This is a genomic window from Pseudomonas sp. X4 (genome assembly GCF_040784925.1).
Taxonomy (GTDB): domain Bacteria; phylum Pseudomonadota; class Gammaproteobacteria; order Pseudomonadales; family Pseudomonadaceae; genus Aquipseudomonas; species Aquipseudomonas putida_Z.
In genome coordinates this window covers 2474371-2498290 of record NZ_CP160798.1, presented here as the reverse complement: position 1 = coordinate 2498290, position 23920 = coordinate 2474371, and the positions used below count along the sequence as shown (strand labels likewise).

Sequence of the window (23920 nt, the reverse complement as noted above, 5' to 3'; positions counted from 1 at the left end):
GGGACAAGGTTATCATGCGTACACTCAATCGCCTGTTACTGCTCGGTCTGTTGGCCACCATGCCTGTCGTCACCCTGGCGGCGGACGACGCCCCCTCGGCCGATCCCGAGGTGACCATTCGCACGGAAGGCGACAAAACCATCCAGGAGTACCGGCAGAACGGGTTCCTGTATGCGATCAAGATCACGCCGAAAAACGGCAAGCCTTATTTCCTGGTACGCGCCGATGGCTCTGATGGCAATTTCATTCGATCCGACCAGCCGGACATGCTGATTCCCTCCTGGAAGATCTTCGAGTGGTAATCTGACGCGCACCGTTCACATCAACCCGGCACTTCCCGGCGGAAGTGCCCGTATGGGCAAATTTTCATCATGTCAGTCTTCACCCCCGTGACCCGGCCTGAGCTGGAAACCTTTCTGGCGCCGTACGCGCTGGGTCGTCTGCTCGATTTCCAGGGCATCGCCGCCGGCACAGAGAACAGCAATTTCTTCGTCAGCCTCGAACAGGGGGAGTTCGTCCTGACGCTGATCGAGCGCGGGCCCAGCGAGGACATGCCGTTCTTCATCGAGCTGCTGGACACTTTGCACGCAGCCGACATGCCGGTGCCCTATGCGATACGCGACCGCGACGGCAATGGCCTGCGCGAGCTGTGCGGCAAGCCGGCGCTGCTGCAGCCACGGCTGTCGGGCAAGCACATCAAGGCACCGAACGCCCAGCACTGCGCCCAGGTCGGCGAGCTGCTGGCGCACATTCACCTGGCTACCCGCGAGCACATCATCGAGCGCCGCACCGACCGCGGCCTGGACTGGATGCTGGCCTCGGGTGCCGAGCTGCTGCCGCGCCTTACCGCCGAGCAAGCCGCGCTGCTGCAGCCGGCGCTGGATGAAATCAGCGCGCACAAGGCACAGATCCTGGCCCTGCCACGGGCCAACCTGCACGCCGACCTGTTCCGCGACAACGTGATGTTCGAAGGCACCCACCTGACCGGTGTGATCGACTTCTACAACGCCTGTTCCGGGCCGATGCTGTATGACATCGCCATCACCGTGAACGACTGGTGCCTGGATGAACACGGCGCGATCGATGTGCCACGCGCCCAGGCATTGCTGGCGGCCTATGCGGCGCTGCGGCCGTTCACCGCCGCCGAAGCCGAGCTGTGGCCGGAGATGTTGCGGGTAGGCTGCGTACGCTTCTGGCTGTCGCGCCTGATTGCAGCGGAATCGTTTGCCGGGATGGATGTGATGATCCACGACCCGAGCGAGTTTGAAGTGCGCCTGGCGCAGCGCCAGCAGGTGGCTTTGCACCTGCCGTTCGCCCTCTAGAGCGTGTCTGCTTCTTCGCGGGTAAACCCGCTCCCACACAGGCGTGAGGCTGGCGCTATCCCTGTGGGAGCGGGTTTACCCGCGAAGAGGCCGGTCCAGGCTTACAACTGCTCCAGGCATCCAACCAGGTCGCCACCCAGCTTCTCCAGCAAGCGCTCATAGCCCTTGCCATCCACCGGGTCGGTACCGCCCAGGGCATCCAGCTCGGCCAGGCGCACCGGCAGCCCGGCGGTCAAGGTCTCGGCCAGCCGCGGCCGCAGCGGCGGTTCGCTGAACACACAGGTCTTGCCCACTTCCTGCAGGCGCTTGCGCATGGCTGCCACGTGCTGCGCACCCGGCTGCACCTCGGACGCCACGCTGAACACCCCGGTGTGCTTCAGGCCATACTCGGCCTCGAAATAGTCGAATGCTTCGTGGAACACGAAGTAAGGCTTGCCGGCAATCCCGGCCACCCGCGCCTTGATCCGCCCATCCAGTGCGTCCAGGCGTTCGTCGAAGGCCTTGAGGTTGCTCTGGTAGCGCGCCGCATTGGCCGGATCGATCTGCGCCAGGTCAGCCGCAATTTTCGCTGCAATAATCCGCGCGTTGACCGACGATAGCCACAAGTGCGCGTCCAGGCTGCCCGGGCGGTGGTCATGATCATGGTCGTCGTGGTCTTCTTCCTCGTGGGAATGGCTGTCCTCGCCAAAATGCCGCAGCTTCATGCCCGGTAGCGCCTGCACGGCCACCGTGGCCTTGCTGCGATTGCCCAGTACCCGCGGCAGGAAGCCCTCCATGTCCGGACCGATCCAGTAAAGCAGGTCGGCATCGCCCACCCGCCGTACGTCGGACGGGCGCAACGCGTAGTGGTGCGGCGACGCACCCGGCGGCAGCAGTACCTCGGGGTTGCCAACACCATCCTGCACGGCGGCGGCAATCTGCTGCAGCGGTTTGATACTGGTCAGCACGCGCACGTCGGCCTGGGCGGAAAATGCGATGAAAGCGACAAAAAGGACTAGGAATCGGGACACGGTGAATACTCGAGTCGTCAGAAACAGGTAACATAATAACGTCTCCATCCAGAACCGTCGCTGCCCATGTCCATCACGCCGCTGGCCAACCGTCCTCACGATCATTCCCATTGCGTACACAGCGCACTGGCTGAAGCCGACGCCTTGTGCACCCGCCAGGGCCTGCGCCTGACCGCGCTGCGCCGTCGAGTGCTGGAACTGGTGTGGCAAAGCCACAAGCCGCTGGGCGCCTACGATATCCTCGCCGTGCTCAGTGAACAGGACGGCCGTCGCGCCGCGCCCCCCACGGTGTACCGTGCGCTGGACTTCCTGCTGGAAAACGGCCTGGTGCACCGCATCGCCTCGCTCAACGCCTTCATAGGCTGCAGCCACCCGGAACACCTGCACCAGGGTCAGTTCCTGATCTGCCGGGCCTGCCATGTGGCCATCGAACTGGAACAGGACAGTATCAGCGACGCCATCATCAGCAGCGCCAAGGGCGTGGGCTTCACGGTCGAGACCCAGACGGTGGAAGTGGTCGGCCTGTGCAGCAATTGCCGGAGCGCGGCATGAGCGATGCACTGATCCGCCTGGAGCAGGTCGGCGTCACCTTCGGTGGCGAGGCGGTGCTCGACAGCATCGACCTGTCGGTCGCACCTGGCCAGATCGTCACCCTGATCGGCCCGAACGGCGCGGGCAAGACCACCCTGGTGCGCGCCGTGCTCGGCCTGCTCAAGCCGCACCGCGGCAAGGTATGGCGCAAGCCGAAACTGCGCATTGGCTACATGCCGCAAAAGATCCAGGTCGATGCCACGCTGCCGCTGTCGGTGTTGCGCTTCCTGCGCCTGGTGCCCGGTGTAGACCGCGCGGCAGCCTTGTCGGCGTTGCAGGAAGTGGGTGCCGAGCAGGTCATCGACAGCCCGATACAGACCATTTCCGGCGGCGAGATGCAGCGCGTGCTGCTGGCCCGCGCCCTGCTGCGCGAACCCCAGCTACTGGTGCTCGACGAGCCGGTGCAGGGCGTAGACGTGGTCGGCCAGACCGAGCTGTACAACCTCATTACCCGCCTGCGCGACCGCCACGGCTGCGGCGTGCTGATGGTTTCCCACGACTTGCACCTGGTGATGAGCGCCACCGACCAGGTGGTGTGCCTGAACCGCCACGTGTGCTGCTCGGGCCACCCCGAGCAAGTCAGCGGCGACCCGGCATTCGTCGAGCTGTTCGGCCAGACCGCCGCACCCAGCCTGGCCATCTACCACCACCATCACGACCACAGCCACGACCTGCACGGCTCGGTGGTCGCCCCTGGCACCCATGTTCACGGAGCGCACTGCAAGCATGGCTGATTTTCTTCTCTACGCCCTGCTTGCCGGTTTGTCCCTGGCGCTGGTGGCCGGCCCACTGGGATCCTTCGTGGTGTGGCGGCGCATGGCCTATTTTGGCGACACCCTGTCCCACGCCGCCCTGCTCGGCGTGGCCCTGGGCTTTGCCCTGGACGTCAGCCCGGCGCTGGCGGTAACCGTGGGCTGCCTGTTGCTGGCGATCTTGCTGGTGACCTTGCAGCAACGCCAGCCGCTGGCCTCCGATACCCTGCTAGGCATCCTCGCCCCCAGCACCTTGTCGCTGGGCCTGGTGGTGCTGAGCTTCATGCATGATGTACGCATCGACCTGATGGCCTACCTGTTCGGCGACCTGCTGGCCATCAGCACCACCGACCTGGCCTGGATCCTCGGCGGCAGCGCGCTGGTGTTGCTGCTGCTCGCTGCGCTGTGGCGGCCGTTGCTGGCAGTCACCGTGCACGAAGAGCTGGCCATGGTCGAAGGCCTGCCGGTGGCCGGGCTGCGCATGGCGCTGATGCTGCTGATTGCGGTGGTGATTGCCGTGGCCATGAAGATCGTCGGCGTGCTGCTGATCACCTCGCTGCTGATCATTCCTGCCGCTGCGGCGCAACGTCACGCCCGCTCTCCCGAGCAGATGGCCCTGGGCGCCAGCCTGCTCGGCGTGACCGCGGTATGCGGCGGCCTGGCCATGTCCTGGTTCAAGGACACCCCCGCCGGCCCGTCGATCGTGGTCTGCGCGGCGGTGCTATTCTTGCTGAGCCTGGCCCTGCCAAAACGCTGAAAAACAGGGCGCGTGAAGGCGCGCCCTGCAACCTTTTCGCACGTAAAGGGTCTGTAAGACTTGTTTTCGAGCGTGCGCACCTGGGTGTAGACTTGCTCGCTTTTTGCGCAAATAGAGAGTCGCAGGAATGAAGCCGTTCGCCTCCCGTTATCTGCTTGTTGCCGCGTTTTCCCTGTTCCTGGCTGCGTGTTCCAGCGCGCCGGTCGAACAGGCCACCGCACCTGCCCAAGCCGATGCCTGGCAGCAGTTGCAACAGAACATCGCCAGCAACGAGCTGGCCACCGCCGAAGACCAGCTGGCAGCCCTGCAGGCACAGGCGCCGGATGACGCGCGCCTGGAGCAATACCAGCGCCAGCTTGCCGAAGCCTACCTGCAACGCAGCCAGATCTTCCTGCAGAAGGGTGATGTGAACGCTGCCGCCACCGCCCTGGCCCGTGCCCGCGCGCTGATGCCGCAGGCCCCGGCAGTGACTGGTGGCGATACCGTGACCCAGGCGCGCAAAGCCGAGCTGGAGAAGGCTGAAGCAGCGTTGAAAGCGGCCGAGGCCAAGCCCAAGGCGCGCATCATCGACCCGGCTGCACCGAGCACCGTCGTGGCCCTGAAGACCACCGACAGCCGCGCCATGCGTCGCCAGCTGGATGACATTGCCGCCGATGTGGTGAGTTACCAGTGCGACGTGGTGTTCCAGGTGCCGCGCACCGAGGATGCGCCTTGGCTGAAGACCTTGCTGGAGAAGCGCGTGCGCAAGATCGACAGCGGGTTCGTGCTGAAGCAGAAGCACGAGATTCAGCGGTCGCTGCCGGCGCAGGTAGTTCTGGTTCCGCATCAGCAATAAGCCTTCCGGGCCCTATCGCCGGCAAGCCAGCTCCCACCTCGACCGCACCAATTTCAAGCCTGGTGCAGTACCTGTGGGAGCTGGCTTGCCGGCGATGGGCTGCAAAGCAGCCCCTTAGGCAGGCACAGCCTCCGCAGCCGCCTCCCGCTCCCACACCCGATGCCCTTCTACCGCTTTGACGAAGGCATCCACGGTCTTCTGCTCATCTCCCAGCAGCAACCCCTTGTCTTCTTTCAGCCCCAAGCTGCCCAAAAGCTCTTTGGTCAACACCATCGCCTTCAGGTGCTTGTAGCCCTCCAGCAGGAAATGCTTCGCCAACCCGCTGGCCGCCAGCGCATCGGTCGAAGCCTTGCCACCCGGCACGACAATTCCGTCGAACATGATCGATGGCATCCCCTCCATGGAAGCATCCACCGGCAGTTGCTTGCCGTCCGCAGCCTTCACCGGTGCTGAGGTCGGCCCCAGGAGCAATGGCCGGGCACTGTGTGCTTCCAGGGCCTTGACCAACTTGTCCACGCTGGCAGCGTCTACGCCATCTGCTACCAGCACGGCAATCTTGCGCCCCTTGATGCCAACCGAACCCGGGTGGTTCATTTGGCTCAGGGCAGGCGACTGCGCAAGCTGGCTTCCCTTCACTTGAACAGTGCCCGCGCTCGGAGCAGGCAAACCGAGGTTGGCAGCAACCGCAGCCGCCAGCTTCAGGTCGATGTTGGCGAGAATCTCATTCACTTCCCGAGCACGGATCGTCTCCCGCTCCACCTTGCCCAGTTCAAAGCTGTAAGCCTTGATGATGTGCTGCTGCTCGGTCGGGCTCATGCTCTGGAAGAACAACCGCGCCTGCGAAAAATGGTCGCCGAACGAATCGCTGCGTTGGCGGATTTTGTGTGCATCGATACGCTCCTGGTAGCTCTCGAAGCCGCCATCCTGCGCGGCTGGTGGCGTTTCCTTCGGCCAGCCACCGTCGATGGAATTGGGCTCGTAGGATGCGCGGCCTTTGTGAACCACATGCTGATGCAAGGCGTCACGCTGGTTGTTGTGGTTAGGAGCGACGGGGCGGTTGACGGGGATCTGGTGGAAGTTGGGCCCGCCCAGGCGGCTAAGCTGCGTGTCGGTGTAGGAGAACAGCCGCCCCTGCAGCAAGGGGTCGTTGGTAAAGTCGATACCAGGCACGATATGACCCGGGCAGAACGCCACCTGTTCCACTTCAGCAAAGAAGTTGTCCGGGTTGCGATTCAGGATCATCTTGCCCAAAGGTGTGACCGGCACCAGTTCTTCCGGGATTATCTTGGTCGGGTCCAGCAGGTCGAAATCAAATTTGTGCTCGTCGGCCTCCGGCACAATCTGCACACCCAATTCCCATTCAGGGTAATCGCCCGTCTCGATAGCCTCCCACAAGTCGCGACGCTGGAAATCAGCGTCCTTGCCTGCCAGCTTCTGCGCTTCGTCCCATAGCAAGGAGTGCACACCCTGGCGCGGCTTCCAGTGGAATTTGACGAAACTGGCTACGCCCTGGGCGTTGATCAGGCGGAAGGTATGCACCCCGAAACCTTCCATCATCCGCAAGCTGCGCGGGATAGCACGGTCCGACATCGCCCACATGACCATATGGGCCGACTCCGGTACCAGCGAGACGAAATCCCAAAAGGTGTCATGGGCCGAAGCGCCGGTCGGGATCTCGTTGTGCGGCTCTGGCTTTACGGCGTGGACGAAATCCGGGAATTTGATCGCATCCTGGATGAAAAACACCGGCATGTTGTTGCCCACCAGGTCGAAGTTGCCTTCATCGGTGTAGAACTTGACCGCAAAGCCCCTCACGTCACGCACGGTGTCGGCTGAGCCACGCGGGCCCTGTACCGTGGAAAATCGCACGAACACGGGCGTGATTTTCTCCGGGTCCTGCAGGAAGCCCGCCTTGGTCAGTTCGGCGTGGTTGCCATAGCTCTGGAAATAGCCATGCGCCCCCGTCCCTCGCGCATGCACGATGCGCTCAGGGATGCGTTCGTGGTCAAAGTGCGTGATCTTCTCGCGCATGATGAAATCTTCGAGAAGCGAGGGGCCTCGATCTCCGGCCTTCAGCGTGTTCTGGTTGTCAGCGATGCGCACCCCCTGGTTGGTGCGCAGCGCATGACCCGTCGCATCGCTACGGTCAGCCTCCAGGCTCTGTAACTTGGCGTTGGTGTTGGCCCGGTCCGGGGTCTGGGTGCCAGCGGCTTCGCTGTGCTTCGGCGCGTCCGTGTTCTTGCTGGGCATGGTCGGCTCTCCTCGTCAGTCTTCAGGCGTACCCGTTTCGGGCTTGTGCAAGTAGTGACCGGGAGGCTTTGCCGAGCGTTCAATCAGGATTACCGGTTGTCGCGATATGCCCGAAGGATTGGTGCATTACGAAATAAATGCTAAGAACAGCTATGGGAAAAGGCTAAAATGCGCGACCCCAGCCAACCGCTGACCCAAATTCCATGCGCCCCACAAGGTTCGCTACGTGATCGAGTTCCAACAGGTACACAAGACCTACCGCGTCGCCGGTAGGGAAATCCCCGCACTGAATCCGACCAGCCTGACCATCGAAGATGGCCAGGTGTTCGGCCTGATCGGCCATTCCGGCGCCGGCAAGAGCACCATGCTGCGCCTGATCAACCGCCTGGAAGAGCCTTCCGGCGGCAAGATCATCGTCGACGGCGAAGACGTTACCGCGTTCAACGCCAGCCAGCTGCGCGGTTTCCGCCAGCAGGTCGGGATGATTTTCCAGCACTTCAACCTGCTGGCCTCCAAGACCGTCGCCGACAACGTCGCCCTGCCACTGACCCTGGCCGGCGAGCTGTCGCGCAGCGAAATCGACAAGCGCGTGACCGAGCTGCTGGCCCGCGTCGGCCTTTCCGACCACGCCAGAAAGTACCCGGCGCAGCTGTCCGGTGGCCAGAAGCAGCGCGTCGGCATCGCCCGCGCCCTGTCCACCAACCCGAAGATCCTGCTGTGCGACGAGGCCACCAGCGCCCTCGACCCGCAAACCACCGCCTCGGTCCTGCAATTGCTGGCCGAAATCAACCGTGAGCTGAAGCTGACCATCGTGCTGATCACTCACGAAATGGACGTGATCCGCCGGGTCTGCGACCGCGTGGCAGTGATGGACGCCGGCCAGATCGTCGAGCAGGGCTCGGTGGCCGAGGTGTTCCTGCACCCGCAGCACCCCACCACCAAGCGCTTCGTCCAGGAAGACGAGCAGGTCGACGAAGGCGAGCAGCGGGACGACTTCGCCCATGTGCCGGGCCGTATCGTGCGCCTGACCTTCCAGGGCGATGCCACCTACGCGCCGCTGCTGGGCACCGTGGCGCGCGAAACCGGCGTGGACTACAGCATCCTCGCCGGGCGTATCGACCGCATCAAGGATGTCCCCTATGGCCAGCTCACCCTCGCCCTGATCGGCGGTGACATGGAAGCGGCGTTCGCCCGCTTCAAGGCAGCTGACGTACATATGGAGGTACTGCGTTGATGGACGCCCTGAATTTCTTTGCCAACGTCGACTGGGCCGAAATCTGGCTGGCCAGCGTCGACACCATGATCATGCTGTTCGGCTCGCTGTTCTTCACCGTGCTGCTCGGCCTGCCGCTGGGCGTGCTGCTGTTCCTGTGCGGGCCGAAACAGATGTTCGAGCAGAAGGGTGTGTATGCGCTGCTGTCGCTGATCGTCAACATCCTGCGCTCGCTGCCGTTCATCATCCTGCTGATCGTGATGATCCCGATCACCGTGCTGATCACCGGCACTTCGCTGGGCGTCGCCGGCGCCATTCCGCCGCTGGTGGTAGGTGCCACGCCGTTCTTCGCGCGCCTGGTGGAAACCGCCCTGCGTGAAGTGGACCGCGGCATCATCGAAGCCACCCAGTCGATGGGCGCCACCACCCGCCAGATCATCACCAGCGCACTGCTGCCGGAGGCCCGCCCGGGCATCTTCGCGGCCATTACCGTCACCGCCATCACCCTGGTGTCGTACACCGCCATGGCCGGTGTGGTCGGTGCCGGCGGCCTGGGCGACCTGGCCATCCGCTTCGGCTACCAGCGTTTCCAGACCGACGTGATGGTCGTCACCGTGGTGCTGTTGCTGGTACTGGTTCAAGTCCTGCAGAGCGTGGGCGACAAACTGGTCGTGCATTTTTCCCGTAAGTAACCCCAATGGGGTCGGCCCGGCCGACCCGTTCGGGGGCCGTCGCGGCCCTCACAAGGAGTGATCAATGAAGAAGCTGCTTGCTGTTGTCGCCGCTGTCGCGGCCTTCTCGGCCCACGCCGAGTCCCTGACCGTTGCTGCTACCCCGGTACCGCACGCCGAGATCCTCAACTTCGTCAAACCTGCACTGGCGAAAGAGGGCGTGGAGCTGAAGGTCAAGGAATTCACCGACTACATCCAGCCGAACGTGCAGGTGGCCGAAAAGCGCCTGGACGCCAACTTCTTCCAGCACCAGCCGTACCTGGATGAGTTCAACAAGGCCAAGGGCACCAACCTGGTGAGCGTTGCCGGCGTGCACATCGAGCCGCTGGGCGTGTACTCGACCAAGATCAAGAAGCTGGACGAGCTGTCCTCCGGCGCCACCGTGGTCATCCCCAACGACGCCACCAACGGCGGCCGCGCGCTGCTGCTGCTGGACAAGGCCGGCGTGATCAAGCTGAAGGACAACAAGAACATCCTGTCCACCGTGAAGGATGTTGCCGAGAACCCGAAAAGCCTGAAGTTCCGTGAGCTGGAAGCAGCCACCATCCCGCGCGTGCTGACCCAGGTCGATGCTGCCCTGATCAACACCAACTACGCGCTGGAAGCCAAGCTGAACCCGGAGAAAGACGCTCTGGTCATCGAAGGCAGCGACTCGCCTTACGTGAACATCCTGGTTGCCCGCCCGGACAACAAGGACTCGGACGCCATGAAAAAGCTGGCTGCTGCGCTGCACTCGCCTGAAGTGAAGCAGTTCATCAACGAGAAGTACAAAGGCGCTGTGGTTCCGGCGTTCTAAGCCGTCACATCGCGCTGGACTCTTCGCGGGTAAACCCGCTCCCACAGGGATAGCGCAAGGCTCACGGCCTACGCTGTACCTGTGGGAGCGGGTTTACCCGCGAAGCTTTTGGGGCTAACTCAATCCCGCTTCACAAGCCCGGGCAACTGCGCCACCAGCTTCTGGTTGTTGAACGGCGCCCGAATGAACCCGCGCTGACGCCCATCCGGCCCCACAACCGCCAGGTTGCCGCTGTGATCCACGGTATACCCCGGCTTGCTGGTATCGGCCGGAATGAACGGAATGCTCAAGGCATTGGCCAGCTTCTGGGTATCCTCGATCGACCCCGCCACCCCGACGAAATCCTTGTCGAAATAACCCAGGTACTGCTTCAGCTGGTTCGGCGTGTCGCGGTTCGGGTCAACGCTCACCAGCACCACCTGCAGCCGGTCGACGGCCTCCTTGGGCAGCTCGCTCTTCACCTGGCGCAGCTGGGCCAGGGTGGTCGGACAGATGTCCGGGCAGTAGGTGTAGCCGAAGAACAGCAGCGACCATTTGCCCTTCAGGTCATCCAGTTGCACCGGCTGGCCGTCCTGGTTGGTCATGGTCACATCGGCCACGGTACGGCTCTGCGGCAGCAGGATGATGCCGGCATCGATCAGCTCGGTGGGGTTGGGCTGGTCGCGGCCATTGAGCACCTTGTTGACGGTCAGGCCCAGGATCAACGCGACCAGGGCAACGAGGATGAAGACGGTTTTCTGGGTTCGGGTCATAGGTTCAGCAACAGGTAGTGGTCGAGGAGCAACGCGATGAACAGCGCGAACAGGTAGCCGATAGAGTACTTGAAGGTGCCGATCGCTGCGTGCGGCCGGCTGCCACGGTACAACACCCAGGCCCATTGCAGGAAGCGCAGGCCCAGCACCAGGGCGCAGGCCAGGTACAGCGGGCCGCTCATGTGGATGGCGTACGGCAGCAGGCTTACCGCCAGCAATACCAGGGTGTACAGCAGGATATGCAGCTTGGTGTAGCGCTCGCCGTGGGTCACCGGCAGCATCGGGATATCGGCCTTGGCGTATTCCTCCTTGCGGTGGATGGCCAATGCCCAGAAGTGTGGTGGGGTCCAGGCGAAGATGATCAGCACCAGCAACAGGGGCTCGGCGCTGACATGGCCGCTGACCGCCACCCAGCCCAGCAACGGCGGGGCGGCGCCAGCCAAGCCACCGATGACGATGTTCTGCGGCGTGGCGCGCTTGAGAAAGCCGGTGTAGAGCACCGCATAGCCGAGCAGGGAAGCCAGTGTCAGCCAGGCTGTGAGGGCGTTGGTGAACACCAGCAGCAGGGCCATGCCAAGTAGCGCCAGCGCCAGGGCGAACAGCAGCGCCGGCAGCGGCTCGACCCGGCCTTGGGCCAGCGGCCGCTTGTGGGTACGCGCCATCAGCGCGTCGATGCGTCGGTCCACCACATGGTTGACCACCGCCGCGCCGCCTGCACACAAACCGATGCCCAGGTTGCCGAACAGCAGCACGCTCCAGCTGACACCCGCACGGGTGGCAAGGAACATGCCCGCCAGCGAGGTGATCAGCATCAGCACCACCACCTTGGGCTTGGTCAGCTCCAGGTAATCACGCCAACTGGCCCTCTGTGTGCTCAGAAGCGTCGCCACGAATCATTCCTCATGTGGTGTGAGATGCCCACGCCAGCCACGGGCCGCAGGCGCCAGCCATGGCCGACACCCACGCGAACCTTGTCGACCACGCGGATGCGGTAGTTCACCAGCACCATGCTCAGCAGCAACAGCGCCCCACCAGCGTTGTGCGCCACGGCCACGGCCAGCGGCAGGTGCAGCAGCACATTGCTGATGCCCAGGCCGACTTGCACCACCAGCGCCAGCAGCACCAGCCGCGCCAGGCCGGGGAGGCCGCAGCGGTGCAGCTTCCAGCTGAGCATCAGCAGCACGCAGGTCACCAGCAATGCGCCCAGGCGGTGGCTGATGTGGATGGCCGTGCGCGCATCACTGTCCAGTTGCCCGCCCAGGTAATTGGGCCCGACGTGCTGGGTCAGGTGGAACCCGTTGCTGAAGTCCGCGGCCGGCCACCACTGGCCGTGGCAGGTGGGCAGGTCGATGCAGGCGACGGCCGCGTAGTTGGCACTGACCCAGCCGCCCAGGGCGATCTGGCCGATCACCACCAGCAAGGCCAGCGCAGCGATCCGGCGCAGGCTCAATGGCAGCTTTGGCAAGGGCGCAAAGGCCCGGGACAGACGCAGGGACAACAGGAACAACAAACTCAGGGTAGTGAAGCCGCCGAGTAGATGCGCGGTGACCACCTGCGGCCACAACTTGAGGGTAACCGTCCACATGCCGAAGGCTGCCTGGGCCAGCACCACGCCCAGCAGCAGCAAGGGCAGGCGGTAAGGCTGGCCATCGCGGGTATGCCGGCGCAGCGCCTGCAAGGCGAGCAGGGCGATCACCATCGCCAGGGTGCCGGCGAAATAGCGGTGGACCATCTCGGCCCAGCCCTTGGCGGCTTCCACCGGGTGTTCGGGGAAATGCAGCTCGGCATGAGCCAGCTGCGCTTCGCTCTTGGGCACGCTGATGAAGCCGTAGCAACCCGGCCAGTCCGGGCAGCCGAGGCCGGCGTGGGTCAGGCGGGTATAGGCACCGAGCAGGACGACCAGCAGTGCCAGCAAGGTGGCGAACACAGCAAGGCGGAATCCGGGTCTGGCCATGGCAGGCTCCTAGCCAATGTTGGACAGCTTGAGCAGGTGGCGCAGGTCGTCCAGCACATGCTTGCCGTTGACCTTGGCGTCGTAGCGCAGCACCAGGTTGCCGTGTGGGTCGACGATCCACAGCTGCGGGCCGGCCTCGCCGACCTTTTGCAGGTAGCGTTGCGCATCCAGCGGGTAACGCTGCAACTGTGGGTATTCGCGGCCGAGCAACGCCTGGTAATCGGCACTTGCCGGCTGGGCGGCCGCCAGGGCATGGCTGGCACGGCTGGCATCACGGCCCAGGCCGACCTGGATCTGCCGGGCCAGGTACACCAGCCGCTGGCAATCCTCGGCACAGGCTGTGGGTGTGCTCACCAGCAGCTGCCAGCGCTCGTCCTGGCCCGCCACGCCGAGATCGGAAAGGCTCTCACCGTTGCCGATCATCACGCCGTGGTAGCTGCGGCCGTCCGGCACCCAGAACTTGAGCTTGTACATGCTGGTGGCCAGAACCATCGGCCCGAGCACCACCAGCAGAATCAGCAGCAGCTGCAAACGCCCGCGGGCTCTGGGTTTGCTACGTTCAGGCACTTCCAGTGGAGTGGCGGTGGCCATGGCGTTTCTCCTTGTTGTGGTGCCAGCCGAAGTAGAGGTAGAGCAGTACCAAAGTGGTTGCCAGGGCAAACCACTGCACGGCGTAACCCAGGTGTTTTTCCGGGCCCATGGCAACGACCGGCCAGTCCAGGCGATAGGTCGCCGGGCCGGGTTCCAGGCGCAGCTCATGGGCGAAGCCTTCGCGATCGAGCTGTTGCCATAGCTGCGCGGCATCCACGGCAGTCAGCAGGTGCGGCCACTGGCCGCCTGCAGGGTCGGGATGCAGCTGGAACGTGCTGCCAGGCGCGACATACACCGAAGCGTCCAGCGCCAACGCCTGGGCAGGGGTATCGAAATGCACCGGCACGCGGCGGTCCGGCCAGGGCAGCCAGCCGCGGTTGACCAACAGCCACACGCCGCTGGCCTGATCATGGAAGGGTTGCAGCAGCTCGACACCGGCCTGGCCATCACGCATGCGGTTGTCCAGCAGCAGGCTGTGCTCGGCGTCGAAGCGGCCATAGAGATGCACGCGGCGGAAGGCATTGTCCTGGTTCGCTGTCAGCTGGGCCGTGGCCACTGGCGCTTCGACCCGCCGCTCGGCATAGGCCGCCAGCAGCACGCGCTTTTCCTCGGCACGACCGAGTTGCCAGCAGCCAAGCGCGATCAGCCCCGGCAGCAGCGCAAGCACCACCAGGGTTGGTACCCAGCCCGGACGAAACGGCCTCATCGGAGCCTCGTCGGGCCGATCGCTATACTTATCCACATCACCGCATCCCCCCGGAGTATCGCCATGCTCAAGGCCGCGATTGTCCTGATGCTGTTGGCCACGATTGCAAGCCTGTTCAGCGGCCTGGTGTTTCTGGTCAAGGACGATGAAAACTCGACCCGTTTATTGAAAGCGCTGACCGTGCGAGTGACCCTGGCGGCGCTGACCATCGGCCTTGTCGCCTGGGGCTTCATCAGCGGTCAGCTCGTATCTCATGCCCCTTTCTGAAGTTTTCACCTGACCCTGTGGGAGCGGGCATGCCCGCGAATGCGATGTTGAATGTACCGACGCATTCGCGGGCGCGCCCGCTCCCACAGCGTTCTCTATTCACAGCACATAGACAAAGATGAACAACCCCACCCACACCACATCGACGAAGTGCCAGTACCAACTGGCCGCCTCGAAACCAAAGTGTTTCTCCGGGTTGAAATGCCCGCGCAGGATGCGCACGAACATCACGATCAGGATGATCGTGCCCAAGGTCACGTGGGCGCCGTGGAAGCCGGTGAGCATGAAGAACGTCGCGCCATAGATACCCGACCCCAGCGTCAGCCCCAGCTTGGTATAGGCCTCGTGGTACTCGTAGGCCTGCAACGCGATGAAGCTGGCGCCCAGGACGATGGTCAGCGCCATCCAGAATTTCAGCGGGCCACGGTGGCCGCGACGCAGGGCATGATGGGCGATGGTGATGGTCACGCTGGAGCTGACCAGCAAGATGGTGTTGATCAGCGGCAGGTGCCACGGGTCGATCACTTCCTTGGGCGGCGGGAACAGTTTCGGGTCGGGCGTGTGCAGCAGCGGCCAGGTGAATTCGAAGGTCGGCCACAACATGTGCGCAACACCCTTGGCCCCTTCACCGCCCAGCCACGGCCCGGCCAGCACGCGCACGTAGAACAGCGCACCGAAGAAGGCCAGGAAGAACATCACCTCGGAGAAAATGAACCAGCTCATGCCCCAGCGGAACGAGCGGTCCAGTTGCGGGCTGTACAGCCCCGCGCGGCTCTCCCGCACCACCGAACCGAACCAGCCGAACAGCATGTAGGCCAGGAACAACGCGCCGATGAAGAAGATCAGCGGCCCGTGCGACTCGGGGTGGCCGGCCTTCATGTCGTTGAACCAGGTACCCAGGCCGAACACCGTGATAAACATGCCGATGGTGGCGATGATCGGCCACTTGCTCTGCGCCGGAACGTAGTAGTGCTCATGACTTGCCATTGCTGTTCTCCTTCCCTTAACGGGCGCCCTGGACGTCCTGGGCCGCGACATGCGCGACCGGCGGGTGACGAGCGGTGATGTCGAACAAGGTGTAGGCCAGTGTCAGGTGCTTCACGCTGGCCGGCAGGTCGCGGTCGACGATGAAGCGCACCGGCATCTCGATGCGTTCGCCGGGCTGCAGCACCTGCTGGGTGAAGCAGAAGCACTCGGTCTTGTGGAAGTACGCCGCGGCCTCGGCCGGGGTGATGCTGGGGATGGCTTGCGCACTCATCGGCCGGTCGGTCGGGTTATGGGCGATGAAGATCATCTGGTTCACCGCACCCGGGTTGACCTCCAACTGGTCGGCAGTGGAGTAGAAGTCCCAGACCATGTCGCTGGCATTGGTCGACATGAACTGCACCCGCACCGAACGCGTCGGGTCGCTGACCTGGCTGCCTTCGTACTGCCCTCCCGTCTTGCCGTTGATGCCGAAGGCCTTGCACATCACGTCATAGATAGGCACCAGGGCGAAGCCGAAGGCGAACATCACCACCGTCAGCATCAACAGGCGCAACACCAGGCGTTTCAGCGAAAGGCCGTTCATGGCACGGTTCCTATTTCACTTCCGGTGGCGTCTGGAAGGTGTGGTAGGGCGCAGGCGAAGGGATCGACCACTCCAGGCCCTCGGCGCCATCCCATGGCTTGGCCGGTGCCGGCGCGCCGCCGCGGATGCACTTGATGACGATGAACAGGAAGAAGATCTGCGTGGCGCCGAACATGAACGCGCCGATCGACGACACCATGTTGAAGTCGGCGAACTGCAGGTTGTAGTCGGGGATTCGCCGTGGCATGCCGGCCAGCCCCACGAAGTGCATGGGGAAGAAGGCCATGTTCATGCCGACGAACGATAGCCAGAAGTGCAGCTTGCCGAGGGTTTCGTCGTACATGTGGCCGGTCCATTTCGGCAGCCAGTAATAGGCCGAGGCGAAGATGCCGAAGATCGCCCCAGGCACCAGCACATAGTGGAAGTGCGCCACCACGAAGTAGGTGTCGTGGTACTGGAAGTCCGCCGGGGCGATGGCTAGCATCAGCCCGCTGAAACCGCCGATGGTGAACAGGATGACAAAGGCGATGGCGAACAGCATCGGCGTTTCGAAGGTCAGCGAGCCTTCCCACATGGTGCTGACCCAGTTGAACACCTTCACCCCGGTAGGCACGGCGATCAGCATGGTGGCGTACATGAAGAACAGCTCGCCGACCACGGGAATACCGACCACGAACATGTGGTGGGCCCAGACGATGAACGACAGGAAGGCGATGGCGCCGGTGGCGTACACCATCGAGGTGTAGCCGAACAGCGGCTTGCGCGAGAACGCCGGGATGATCGAGCTGACCGCGCCGAAGGCCGGCAGGATCATGATGTACACCTCGGGGTGGCCGAAGAACCAGAACACGTGCTGGAACAGCACCGGGTCACCACCGCCGGCGGCGCTGAAGAAGCTGGTACCGAAGTGGATGTCCATCAGCATCATGGTCACGACGCCGGCCAGCACCGGCATCACCGCAATCAGCAGGAATGCGGTAATCAGCCAGGTCCAGACGAACAGTGGCATCTTCATCAGGGTCATGCCCGGGGCGCGCAGGTTGAGGATGGTGGCGATCACGTTGATCGCGCCCATGATCGAGCTGATGCCCATCAGGTGGATGGCAAAGATGAAGAAGGTGACGCTGGCCGGCGCGTAGGTGGTGGACAGCGGGGCGTAGAAGGTCCAGCCGAAGTTGGGCCCGCCGCCCGGGCTGAACAGGGTCGAGACCAGTAGCAAGAAAGCCGCCGGCAGCAGCCAGAAGCTGAAGTTGTTCATCCGCGGCAGGGCCATGTCGGGCGCGCCGATCATCAGCGGGATCATCCAGTTTGCCAGGCCGACGAAGGCCGGCATCACCGCACCGAACACCATGATCAGGCCGTGCATGGTGGTCATCTGGTTGAAGAACTCCGGCTGGACGATCTGCAGGCCGGGCTGGAACAGCTCGGCGCGGATCACCATGGCGAACGAGCCGCCGAGCAGGAACATGATGAAGCTGAACCACAGGTACATCGTGCCGATGTCCTTGTGGTTGGTGGTCAGCACCCAGCGCATCAGGCCCTTGGCCGGGCCGTGCGCATGGTCATGGCCGTGGGCGTGGTCGTCGATCACTGCACTCATGTCCTGTCTCCTGCAATCCATTGATTGCCGCGAGTAACCCGGTTCATTGCGCTTCTGCCTGCTTCAGCGCCAGCACGTCCTTCGGCGTGACCATGTCACCCTTGTTGTTGCCCCAGGCGTTGCGCTCGTAGGTGACCACGGCGGCGATGTCGACTTCCGAGAGCTGCTTGCCGAACGCGGCCATGGCAGTACCAGGCTTGCCGTGGAAGACGATGCCCAGGTGGGCTTCTTTCGGCCCGGTGGCGATCTTCGAGCCCTTGAGCGCCGGGAACATCGGCGGCAGGCCCTGGCCTTCGGCCTGGTGACAGGCCACGCAGGTGGTGTGGTAGACCTTGTCACCACGTTCCACCAGCTCCTCAAGGGTCCATTCCTTGCTGGTCAGCTCCTTGAGCTTGGCAGCTTCGGCCTTGCGCTCGCCCAGCCAGGTGTCGTAGTCGGCCTTGGACTTGACCTCGACCACCACCGGCATGAAGCCGTGGTCCTTGCCGCACAGCTCGGTGCACTGGCCGCGGTAGATGCCCGGCTTCTCGATACGGGTCCAGGCTTCGTTGACGAAGCCGGGGATGGCATCACGCTTGACCGCGAAAGCCGGCACCCACCAGGAGTGGATGACGTCGGCAGCAGTCACCAGGAAGCGCACCTTGGCGCCCACCGGCAGCACCAGCGGCTGGTCGACTTCGAGCAGGTAGTGCTCGTCCTTGGGGGCCTTGTTGTGGATCTGCTCGGTGGGGGTGGCCAGGTTGCTGAAGAACTCCACGTCCTGGCCCAGGTACTTGTAGTGCCACTTCCACTGGTAGCCGGTAACCTGGATATCGATGTCCGACTCGCTGGCATCGTAGATGTCGATCAGGGTCTTGGTGGCCGGGATGGCCATGGCCACCAGGATCAGGAAGGGGACCACGGTCCAGAGGATTTCCACCCAGGTGTGCTCGTGGAAATGCGCAGCCTGCTGACCGGTGGAACGGCGGTGGATGACCATGGACCAGAACATCGCGCCAAAGACAACGATGCCGATGATCACGCAGATCCAGAAGATGGTCATGTGCAGGTCGAAGACGGCGTTGGAGACTTCCGTCGCCCCTGGGTGCATGTTCACGGTCCAGGCGGCGTTCGCCTGACCAAAAACCGACCACAACAGGAGGCCCATCCAGACATGTGGATGTCGCATCATTGCGGGTTCCCCTTCTCGTTCTTGTAGTCCCGGAGGCGTGGCCTGCGGCAAGAGGGAACGGTGGTCAAGACTGCCTGGCTTCGACGACCGAGCCCCTGCTAAAAGCAGTTGGGCCTCATCAACGAATCACGTTCACCGGGAGTATAGACAGCGACCAACGGCACGCAACGAAGGCCGTGAAATGAACTTCATGAAAGGGCCGAACGCCCCGAAAACCGCGCGCTTGATAGGGTATGGCGCAATAATGGCATTTCGATATGCCTGAGCATGCACAGGTTTGTGCGACTTATAACAAATACGTCTTAGGTATTCTGTATACCGAGCTAATTTAGTGTCTTCCGTTTGAAACGTAATGTCCCTGGAGTTGTCATGAACATCGCTGCTGTACGCGAGCAGGTAAGCCAAGCCCATCAACACGAAGGCCAGACCGGCCAACTGAAAAAGCGTCTCGAGCTGCAACTGCCCCACCTGCACCCCTCGATCCAACTGCCTGAGCAGGACGCCCAGGGTACTTTGGCGCGCTTCGTCAGCGCCTACATCGAACAGGTTCCGGAACTGCTGGAGGCCGCCCATGAGGTCGCCCGCGAGGCCGGGATCGAATCGCAGATCAAACCTGTACTGAAAATCGCCGAAGCCTACTTCCTGCAGCCGCCCAGCGTGATGCAAGGGCATGTGGGCCTGGACTGCCTGCTGGATGAGGCCTACCTGGCGCACCGCCTGGTGGAAGAGGTGAACGACCTGTACATCCGTCACTTCCAGCAACCGTTGATCCCGGTCGACACCACCGTCGCCAACCTGATTGCCCACCAGTTGATTGGCGAGACGTTTGCCAACCAGCTGGATGAAGTGGTGCACCACTCGGTGGATGAAATGTTGAATGATGAAAGCTTCGCGGTGGAATCGGTGGAGGCCTACCGCGAGAAATTGAGCAGCCCGGAAACAGGCGCGGCGTGGAAGCGCTGGCCGTGCCTGTCACGGCAGCTGGGGGTGGAGCTGGGCCAGCCGGCCTGATCGATTGGTAAAAACTGTTCCGGCCTCTTCGCGGGTAAACCCGCGAAGAGGCCAGTTCAGGCGATACAGACTTTCAGCTTCAGGCCCCAACCCCCGCCGTAGTCCGCATCCGCCCCTCGATCCGCCGCTTCAAGCGCCGCTGCTCTATCAGCAACCGCGACCCATTGGCCGAATTACTGCGGCCCCAATCTTCAAGCAGCTCAAGGCACGAGTGGTCGATATAGCTCAGGTTACCCAACGGCACATGCAGCGTGGTCCCCGCCGGCACGCTATCCAGCACCTGGGTCAGCGCCGGCACCTTGAGGAAGGTGGCCGCGCCACTAAGCCGCAATTCCATGTGCCCAGCCTTCTCCAGGCTGACCAGATTGATCTTCAACCGCGCCGCCTTCAGTGCCAGCTTCAGCAAGGTCAGGGCAAAGCCCAGCAATACGCCAGTCAGCAGGTCGGTAAAGATGATCGCCAGCGCCGTCGCCGCGTAGGTGAACATCGGCATGCGGCCATAGCGGCCCAACCCACGAAACGCCTTGAAATCCACCAGCTTGACCCCGGTAAACACCAGCACACCCGCCAGGCTCGCCACCGGGATCTGCTGCAGCACACTGCTCAGCGCCACCACGAACGCCAGCAGCCACAGGCCATGGAAGATCGCCGAAGCCCGGGTCTGCGCACCCGCCTGCACATTGGCGGAGCTACGCACGATCACCCCGGTCATCGGCAACGCGCCGAGCACCCCGCACAGCATGTTGCCGATGCCCTGGGCCGACAGCTCACGGTCGAAGTCCGAACGCTGGCCGCTGTGCATGCGGTCGACCGCAGCAGCCGACAACAAGGTTTCGGCGCTGGCGATGAAGGCCAGGGCAAAAGCGGCGACCAACAGGGTAGGGTCGGCCAGTTGCATCAAGTCACCAGGGCGGATCCAGTCGATGGCCTCGGACAGGTCGGCCGGCACCTGTACGCGGTTCACCGGCAAGGCCAACCACATGCTGATGGCCGTCATGGCCGACACGCCCAGCAGGGCACCCGGGACGAAGCGCAGCCGCTGCGGCCGCAGGCGCTCCCAGCCCCACATGATGGCGATGGTGCCCAGGCCCAGCGCACCGGCCATCCAACCGGAGCCGGCGCTTTCCTGTGGCAGGGCCGCGGCCACGGTCGCCGGGAACTCCAGCAGGTTCTGCATTCCGGATGGTTGCGGCGCGGTGTCGAACATCACATGCACCTGCGACAGCACGATCAGCACACCAATCCCCGCCAGCATGCCGTACACCACCGCCGGCGCGGTAACCCGGAACCAACAGCCCAGGCGCAGGCGCCCGGCCAGCAACTGCAGCAAGCCGGCCAGTAGCAGGATCGGCCCGAGCATGGCCATGCCATGCTGGCGTACCAGCTCGAACACCAATACCGCCAGGCCGGCGGCCGGGCCGCTGACCTGCAGCGGCGAACCTGCGAGGAAACCTACGACAATGCCGCCGATAATGCCGGTAATCAGGCCTTTGGCCGGCGGCATGCCCGAGGCGATCGCAATGCCCATGCACAACGGCAAGGCCACCAGGAAGACCACCACCGACGCCAGCAACTCACGCGGCAGGGCCGCTTTCAACTGTGTAATGTTCACCGTGTTTCTCCTTTCTCTGTCACACAGCCATTCCGCTGGCCGTGGGCACGTTTGCCCCTGACGAGCGCGCAGGCGCGGGCCGCCAGCGGGCGTGCCGGCAGGCAGTCAGGGAATTCAAGGCAGCCGAAGGCCGCGCCACACCCCTGCAGGGTGCAGCCGGCTATCAAGGTTCAAGCGGGTGGATGGGTCGCTTAGTAGCGGCCTCTCGGAGTAGCGCAGGGGACCGGCTCGCCAGCAGCCAGGGGCAGGAAGGTATCGCTGGCGGCGTCGTAGGCTTCGATCTTGCTGGTCTCGATGTCGTAGACCCAGCCATGGATGTACAGCTCACCGGCTGCCAGGCGCGAAGCCACCGAAGGGTGGGTGCGCAGGTGATGCAGCTGGGCGATGACGTTTTCCTTGGTCAGCACTTGCATGGTTTCGTGTTCGCTGCCGCACGAGCAGTTGTTCTCGACCACGGTGCGGGCCACTTCGGCGTGGCGCAACCAGGCGGACACGGTCGGCATCTTGGTCAGCGATTGCGGGTTGAGCACGGCACGCATGGCGCCGCAGTCGGAGTGGCCGCAGACGATGATGTGATGCACTTTCAACGCCAGCACGGCGTACTCGATGGCGCTGGAAACGCCGCCGTTCATCTGGCCATAAGGCGGTACCACGTTACCGACGTTACGGGTCACGAACAGGTCGCCAGGCGAACTCTGGGTGATCAGCTCGGGAACGATGCGCGAGTCGGCGCAGGTGATGAACATGGCACGCGGGGTTTGCGCGGTGGCGAGCTTCTTGAACAGCTCTTGCTGCTCGGGGAAAACGTCATGGTGAAAACGCAGGAAGCCGTCGACGATGTGCTTCAGGGCGGCATCGGCGCTCTCCGCGGGGACCTGCGGTACGACCTTGGATGGGTCCTTGACGGGCATGATTCATCCTCTTGACGGTGTGTAGGTAAATCCATTTTACCGGTGAAAGATTCTGGCTATGCAGGGATTTAGATGACACGCACGGGCCATAGATCACAGTCGGTGAAGACTGATTTCCTACGCTAGCGGGGAAAACTTAACTGAAACTTAATTCGAAGGCTCTAGAACGGGTGTTCCAGATAGGAAAGGCTGGTATTGGATAATAGCAAAAAAACATCAACTGCCAAGAGCCATTACTGCAATTATCAACTTGGATTAGTTGCATTGAGGGCTGGCAATGCGCCCCATGCGGGAACCCGGAACCTGCGCAGAACCTGTGGGAGCGGGCGTGCCCGCGAAGGAGGCAACTCGGTACATGGCACCGGCTGCGCCGGTGTTCGCGGGCGCGCCCGCTCCCACAAGGGCCGTGCAATGGGTCCAACATCAGAACAGCGCCATCTGCCCACCCGGCGGGCAAAACGCCGAACAATCCAGCGCCTGCGCTTCTCGCCCTTCGAACTCCAGCCGCTTCATGGCCTTGGCAAAGCGCTGCGCCAGCAACTCGGCAAACACGCCTTCACCGCGCATGCGTGCACCAAACCGGCTGTCATACAGTTCGCCGCCGCGGCTCTGGCGGATCAGGCTCAATACATGCGCCGCCCGCTGCGGGTAATGGTCCTGCAGCCATTGTTCGAACAACGGTGCCACTTCCAGCGGCAGGCGCAACATCATGTAGGCTGCGCTCTGTGCACCTGCCTCCCTCGCCGCCTCCAGCAGCCGCTCCAGTTCGCTGTCGTTGATCATCGGAATCATCGGCGAACACAACACGCCCACCGGCACTCCCGCCTCGCGCAACACGCGGATCGCCCGCAAGCGCGCCTTGGGTGACGCCGCACGCGGTTCCAGCACCCGTTTCAAGTCATCGTCCAGCGTGGTCAGGCTGATCATCACCCGCACCAGGCGCTGGCGAGCCATCTCGGCCAGCAGGTCGAGGTCACGCAGAACCAGCGACCCCTTGGTGACGATGGTCACCGGGTGGCGAAAACGCAGCAGCACTTCGAGCAGGCGCCGGGTCAGCAGTTGTTCACGTTCGATCGGCTGGTACGGGTCGGTATTGGAACCCAGGTTGATCGGCGCGCACACGTAACCCGGTTTGCTCAGTTGTTGCGCGAGCACCTCGGCGGCGTTGGTCTTGGCAATCAGCTTGGTCTCGAAATCCAGGCCGGGGGAAAGGTCCCAGTAGGCGTGGGAAGGGCGGGCATAGCAGTAGATGCAACCGTGCTCGCAGCCACGGTAAGGGTTGATGGAGCGGTCGAAGGGCAGGTCGGGCGAGGTGTTGCGGCTGATCACCGACTTGGCCGTCTCTACCCGCACCTCGGTGCCCTGGGTTTGCGGCACCTCCTGGTACCAGCCATCATCCTCCGCCACCGAATGGCTGGGGGCAAAGCGGTTGTGCGGATTGTGCGCCGTGCCACGGCCCTTTTGCGGTGCTGGAGGAATCATGGCCTACCCCGGATACTGTATTCTTATACAGTATAC

General features: G+C 63.3%; 25 protein-coding genes. 11 read left to right on the top strand and 14 right to left on the bottom strand.

Annotated elements, in window-relative coordinates; translation table 11 throughout:
* The first annotated feature begins 14 nt into the window (after positions 1 to 14).
* The gene (locus tag ABX298_RS11075; RefSeq protein WP_013970316.1) at positions 15 to 302 is read left to right on the top strand and encodes a DUF2782 domain-containing protein; all 288 of its coding nucleotides are present in this window, start codon (positions 15 to 17) and stop codon (positions 300 to 302) included.
* 69 nt (positions 303 to 371) lie between these two features.
* Entirely contained in the window at positions 372 to 1322 is a 951-nt protein-coding gene (locus ABX298_RS11070) for a homoserine kinase (RefSeq protein ID WP_024087954.1), read from the top strand.
* A gap of 101 nt (positions 1323 to 1423) precedes the next feature.
* On the opposite strand, the gene ABX298_RS11065 is transcribed toward ABX298_RS11070, so the two are convergent.
* On the bottom strand, positions 1424 to 2380 hold the full coding sequence (locus tag ABX298_RS11065) for a zinc ABC transporter substrate-binding protein ZnuA (RefSeq protein WP_084785316.1): 957 nt from the start codon (positions 2378 to 2380) through the stop codon (positions 1424 to 1426).
* 18 nt (positions 2381 to 2398) lie between these two features.
* Here ABX298_RS11065 and zur point away from each other — a divergent pair, with 18 nt between their 5' ends.
* The 4 genes from zur to ABX298_RS11045 all read left to right on the top strand — a co-directional run bounded on the left by zur (position 2399) and on the right by ABX298_RS11045 (position 5267).
* Positions 2399 to 2884: a zinc uptake transcriptional repressor Zur gene (gene zur / locus ABX298_RS11060; RefSeq protein WP_025337220.1), complete on the top strand. Its 486-nt coding sequence runs from the start codon at positions 2399 to 2401 to the stop codon at positions 2882 to 2884.
* Positions 2881 to 3657, top strand: a complete 777-nt coding sequence (znuC, locus tag ABX298_RS11055; RefSeq protein ID WP_025337219.1) for a zinc ABC transporter ATP-binding protein ZnuC — start codon at positions 2881 to 2883, stop codon at positions 3655 to 3657. The genes zur and znuC overlap by 4 nt, the downstream gene beginning before the upstream one ends.
* A complete protein-coding gene (gene znuB, locus ABX298_RS11050) occupies positions 3650 to 4432 on the top strand; it encodes a zinc ABC transporter permease subunit ZnuB (RefSeq protein WP_003253007.1) in 783 nt (260 codons plus the stop codon). The genes znuC and znuB overlap by 8 nt, the downstream gene beginning before the upstream one ends.
* 127 nt (positions 4433 to 4559) lie before the next feature.
* Complete coding sequence (locus ABX298_RS11045; protein WP_317408933.1) at positions 4560 to 5267, top strand: PA5502 family lipoprotein; 708 nt, start codon at positions 4560 to 4562, stop codon at positions 5265 to 5267.
* Between the two features lie 114 nt (positions 5268 to 5381).
* On the opposite strand, the gene katE is transcribed toward ABX298_RS11045, so the two are convergent.
* Positions 5382 to 7517, bottom strand: coding sequence for a catalase HPII (katE, locus tag ABX298_RS11040; protein WP_286100807.1), 2136 nt, complete (start codon positions 7515 to 7517; stop codon positions 5382 to 5384).
* A 226-nt stretch (positions 7518 to 7743) separates the two neighbouring features.
* On the opposite strand from katE, the gene ABX298_RS11035 reads away from it, so the two are divergent.
* The 3 genes from ABX298_RS11035 (at position 7744) to ABX298_RS11025 (ending at position 10257) form a co-directional block, all read left to right on the top strand.
* Positions 7744 to 8751: a methionine ABC transporter ATP-binding protein gene (locus ABX298_RS11035; RefSeq protein WP_003256960.1), complete on the top strand. Its 1008-nt coding sequence runs from the start codon at positions 7744 to 7746 to the stop codon at positions 8749 to 8751.
* Positions 8751 to 9422, top strand: coding sequence for a methionine ABC transporter permease (locus tag ABX298_RS11030; RefSeq protein WP_013970307.1), 672 nt, complete (start codon positions 8751 to 8753; stop codon positions 9420 to 9422). Before ABX298_RS11035 ends, ABX298_RS11030 begins: the two co-directional genes overlap by 1 nt.
* A 64-nt stretch (positions 9423 to 9486) precedes the next feature.
* Positions 9487 to 10257, top strand: a complete 771-nt coding sequence (locus ABX298_RS11025) for a MetQ/NlpA family ABC transporter substrate-binding protein (RefSeq protein WP_025337216.1) — start codon at positions 9487 to 9489, stop codon at positions 10255 to 10257.
* Positions 10258 to 10376: 119 nt separating this feature from the next.
* Here the strand turns inward: ABX298_RS11025 and ABX298_RS11020 are convergent, their stop codons facing one another.
* From ABX298_RS11020 to ABX298_RS11000, 5 genes are read right to left on the bottom strand one after another with little or no spacing between them, the layout of a single operon-like run.
* Positions 10377 to 11009, bottom strand: coding sequence for an SCO family protein (locus tag ABX298_RS11020; RefSeq protein ID WP_013970305.1), 633 nt, complete (start codon positions 11007 to 11009; stop codon positions 10377 to 10379).
* Positions 11006 to 11899, bottom strand: coding sequence for a heme o synthase (cyoE, locus tag ABX298_RS11015; RefSeq protein ID WP_367394386.1), 894 nt, complete (start codon positions 11897 to 11899; stop codon positions 11006 to 11008). The genes ABX298_RS11020 and cyoE overlap by 4 nt, the downstream gene beginning before the upstream one ends.
* On the bottom strand, positions 11884 to 12963 hold the full coding sequence (locus ABX298_RS11010) for a heme A synthase (RefSeq protein WP_367394385.1): 1080 nt from the start codon (positions 12961 to 12963) through the stop codon (positions 11884 to 11886). The genes cyoE and ABX298_RS11010 overlap by 16 nt, the downstream gene beginning before the upstream one ends.
* A gap of 9 nt (positions 12964 to 12972) precedes the next feature.
* Positions 12973 to 13554 (bottom strand): hypothetical protein, encoded by a 582-nt coding sequence (locus tag ABX298_RS11005; protein ID WP_075046855.1) that lies wholly within the window; start codon positions 13552 to 13554, stop codon positions 12973 to 12975.
* Positions 13523 to 14260: an SURF1 family protein gene (locus ABX298_RS11000; protein WP_075046854.1), complete on the bottom strand. Its 738-nt coding sequence runs from the start codon at positions 14258 to 14260 to the stop codon at positions 13523 to 13525. The genes ABX298_RS11005 and ABX298_RS11000 overlap by 32 nt, the downstream gene beginning before the upstream one ends.
* Positions 14261 to 14323: 63 nt before the next feature.
* Between ABX298_RS11000 and ABX298_RS10995 the strand changes: the two genes are divergently transcribed.
* Positions 14324 to 14527: a twin transmembrane helix small protein gene (locus tag ABX298_RS10995; protein ID WP_003258925.1), complete on the top strand. Its 204-nt coding sequence runs from the start codon at positions 14324 to 14326 to the stop codon at positions 14525 to 14527.
* 99 nt (positions 14528 to 14626) lie between these two features.
* Here the strand turns inward: ABX298_RS10995 and ABX298_RS10990 are convergent, their stop codons facing one another.
* Genes ABX298_RS10990 through coxB form a run of 4 tightly spaced genes read right to left on the bottom strand, consistent with a single transcriptional unit; the run spans position 14627 to position 18868 of the window.
* Positions 14627 to 15514: a cytochrome c oxidase subunit 3 gene (locus ABX298_RS10990; RefSeq protein ID WP_003258926.1), complete on the bottom strand. Its 888-nt coding sequence runs from the start codon at positions 15512 to 15514 to the stop codon at positions 14627 to 14629.
* A gap of 16 nt (positions 15515 to 15530) precedes the next feature.
* Positions 15531 to 16097 carry a cytochrome c oxidase assembly protein gene (locus ABX298_RS10985; protein ID WP_015268464.1) on the bottom strand — a complete coding sequence of 189 codons (567 nt, stop codon included), beginning with the start codon at positions 16095 to 16097 and terminating at the stop codon, positions 15531 to 15533.
* A 10-nt stretch (positions 16098 to 16107) separates the two neighbouring features.
* Complete coding sequence (gene ctaD, locus ABX298_RS10980; protein ID WP_015268463.1) at positions 16108 to 17697, bottom strand: cytochrome c oxidase subunit I; 1590 nt, start codon at positions 17695 to 17697, stop codon at positions 16108 to 16110.
* Between the two features lie 43 nt (positions 17698 to 17740).
* Positions 17741 to 18868, bottom strand: a complete 1128-nt coding sequence (gene coxB / locus ABX298_RS10975) for a cytochrome c oxidase subunit II (protein WP_015268462.1) — start codon at positions 18866 to 18868, stop codon at positions 17741 to 17743.
* 369 nt (positions 18869 to 19237) lie between these two features.
* Here coxB and ABX298_RS10970 point away from each other — a divergent pair, with 369 nt between their 5' ends.
* On the top strand, positions 19238 to 19879 hold the full coding sequence (locus ABX298_RS10970) for a hypothetical protein (protein WP_039612407.1): 642 nt from the start codon (positions 19238 to 19240) through the stop codon (positions 19877 to 19879).
* Between the two features lie 79 nt (positions 19880 to 19958).
* On the opposite strand, the gene ABX298_RS10965 is transcribed toward ABX298_RS10970, so the two are convergent.
* The 3 genes from ABX298_RS10965 to ABX298_RS10955 form a co-directional block, all read right to left on the bottom strand.
* A complete protein-coding gene (locus tag ABX298_RS10965) occupies positions 19959 to 21491 on the bottom strand; it encodes a SulP family inorganic anion transporter (protein ID WP_085588915.1) in 1533 nt (510 codons plus the stop codon).
* A gap of 191 nt (positions 21492 to 21682) precedes the next feature.
* Positions 21683 to 22402, bottom strand: coding sequence for a carbonic anhydrase (locus tag ABX298_RS10960; protein ID WP_013970295.1), 720 nt, complete (start codon positions 22400 to 22402; stop codon positions 21683 to 21685).
* Between the two features lie 423 nt (positions 22403 to 22825).
* On the bottom strand, positions 22826 to 23884 hold the full coding sequence (locus ABX298_RS10955) for a PA0069 family radical SAM protein (RefSeq protein WP_085588911.1): 1059 nt from the start codon (positions 23882 to 23884) through the stop codon (positions 22826 to 22828).
* Positions 23885 to 23920: the final 36 nt, after the last annotated feature.